Source organism: Serratia sp. HNCC26DJ244 (assembly GCF_057180565.1).
Map to the genome: position 1 here is coordinate 1 of NZ_JBXUGO010000047.1, position 2652 is coordinate 2652.

2 protein-coding genes are annotated in these 2652 nt (G+C 55.2%); both read right to left on the reverse strand.

Going from position 1 to position 2652, the window contains the following annotated elements; all coding sequences use genetic code 11:
• Window positions 1-102: 102 nt before the first annotated feature.
• The gene (gene istB, locus AC2A06_RS18405) at window positions 103-858 is read right to left on the reverse strand and encodes an IS21-like element helper ATPase IstB (RefSeq protein WP_484381242.1); all 756 of its coding nucleotides are present in this window, start codon (window positions 856-858) and stop codon (window positions 103-105) included.
• Between the two features lie 23 nt (window positions 859-881).
• Entirely contained in the window at window positions 882-2417 is a 1536-nt protein-coding gene (gene istA, locus AC2A06_RS18410) for an IS21 family transposase (RefSeq protein ID WP_484381243.1), read from the reverse strand.
• Between the last annotated feature and the right edge of the window lie 235 nt (window positions 2418-2652).

Consider the following 2652-nt stretch of genomic DNA (forward strand, 5'->3'; position numbering starts at 1 on the left):
CTGCGTATTCCGCTCTGTTCGATCACGGATTGGCATCGAAGTTCGATCAGTGTTTCGCATCCATTCGATCACCCGGGATGCTTTAACTTTTTCTACTGCTTTTTAACCTCTTTTTTCCTCACTTTCCACTGCCGTTTTGCTTTTCCTCATCGATTCACCCTTCAGGACCAGCCTGTGGGCGTTATGCACCAGTCTGTCCAGGATGGCATCTGCTGTGGTTGGGTTCTCCATCAGCCCGTGCCACTTATCCACCGGGAACTGGCTCACCACCAGGGTGCTGCTTTGCCCGTACCGGTCTTCCACTATTTCCAGCAGATCGCTACATTGCGCGTTGGTCAGTGGCTCCAGACCCAGATCATCCAGGATAAGCACCTGCGTTTTTTGCAGCTGTTTCAGGTGTTTCAGCCAGCTGCCGTCAACTCGGCCCTGCGCCAGCATTTCCAGTAACCGACCGATACGCCAGTACTGGACGCTGTGTTTCTGCCGGCATGCCTGCTCACCTAGCGCGTTGGCAATCCAGCTTTTTCCGCACCCCGTCGGGCCGGTTATCAGCAGGCTTTTCTTGTGGGTGATGTAATGACCGTTTAGCAGTTCCCGCATCTGTTCGCTTCTCAGCCCTCGTGATACCGGGTAATGCAGCCCCTCCGGGGCTGCCTGGTACTTCAGGTTGGCGCTTTTTCTCAGACGCGCGACACGACTATTTTCTCTGTTCAGCAGCTCGTCATCGACCAGCAGGGCCAGTCGCTCCTCGAACGATAGCTCATCGTAAGTTTGTGGGGTTTCACGCTGGCGTATCAGGCTCCCGGCCATTGCCGGCAGCTTCAACTGGGTCAGTTTATTTAACAGGTTATCGCTCATGACGGTGTTCCTCGGTTCATCAGTTAGTGGTAGTAGCCCGGACCGCGCAGGTTTTCATGTTCCGGCGAGAGTAGTGAGCGCTGTTCATTACGGTCGGAACACGGTATTTCCTGGTTCTCACGATGGTGGCGCAGCAGGTTGTCGATGAACCGTCTGTCTGGTGCGTTATAATGCCAGGCGATGTAGCAAGCTTTTTCCAGCCTCTCTTTTCCGTATTTTTTCTGCAGCGCGGTCAGACCAAGTACCGCACGGTAGGCCAGCTCCGGGTGAGTTTTCGCTTTCAGCATGGCGTCAACCACCTTGCCGGTGAACGGGCCGATGCGGCTTCCCATCTCGACCAGACTCTCTGGTGTCCAGGTCCCATGTCCCCGGTGCTGAGCCGGCATGTGTAACGGATTGGTGGTGTGTTTATATTCATGCGGGCTACACGGATGCTGTGCCACGCACTGTCCCTTGTGCCAGATCTGAACCACCGACTGGCCCGCTTTCAGCGACAGGCGTTCACCAACCAGCTCATGCGGGACCGAGTACCAGTGGCGGGCATACTCAACGTGGTAGTCTGGGCCGACTTTCACCGCTTTGTACTCGGTGTATTCATACAGTGCCAGAGGCAGCGGTGAGAGCGCCGGGGCATCCAGCACGCGGAAGCGCTCTGCGCGGCTCTGGTTGCCGTACCCTTTCATCGGGCGGTTATTCAGGTCCGTCAGCAGCTCACGAAGGCGGGTATTCAGCGCCCTGAGCGTGTGGAAGGTTTCGTTGCGGATCCGGGCAAGCAGCCATCTTTCCACGATAAGGACACCGTTTTCCGCTTTGGATTTATCTTTCGGTTTATAGGGACGAGCCGGGATGATGACGGTGCCGTAGTGCTCCGCCAACGCCTGATAACTGTCATTGATGACCGGTTCATAGCGATCTGCCTTTTTCACCGCACTTTTGAGGTTATCGGGGATCAGCAACTTCGGTACGCCACCCAGGAAGGTCAGGCAGCGGCTGTTGGCGTTCAACCAGGACATCATATCCTGACCTTCACAGGCCTCGACGTAGGTGTAGTTAGAGGCCCCCATCACCGCCACGAAGATGGCCACTCGGCGAACCTCCCCGGTATCCGGGTTGATGATGGGGATCGTCGGACCGCAGAAGTCGATAAAGAGCTTTTCCCCGGCACGGTGCTCCTGGCGCATTGAGAGACGCCGTGTTTTTTTCCACTCACGGTAGCAACGGCAGAAGTGGGAGTATCCCATCGCCAGCTCCCCGGCCTGAGCCTTGTACTCCATCCACAGCAGTTGCCGCGTCACGCCAGGCTTTCTCATCTCGGTGTCGAAGTAAAGCAGATCCGGCGTCACCCGCCCTGACAGCGGCGTGCTTTTTACCGGGAAAAGGCGTTTTTCAAGGACATCATGGGACATCGCTGCGGGGAGAGGCCATGGCAGAGACGTGGCTTTAAAGCGAGCAAGGACCTCAAAAACCGTTGATGAACTGATTTTCATCGTCAGCCCGATGCAACGGTTGGTCAGCTTCTGATCGAACTTGAGCTGAAGGATCTTAAAACAGGTTTCCATAGAACTCCTGGCTTTTCTCTTTTTAGACATCGATGTCTCCATTGGCGTAAAAATCAGCCATGGAGACCGTGTAAGAAAGAGTTAATTCCCGGAGTGATCGGCAGGATGCCAAACCATGATCGGAGATGCGTGCCAAACCGTGATCGATTGTGATGCCAAATCGCGATCGGAGATGCATGCCAAATCATGATCGATTCGAATGCCAAACTGTGATCGATTCAGACGCCATTTTGCA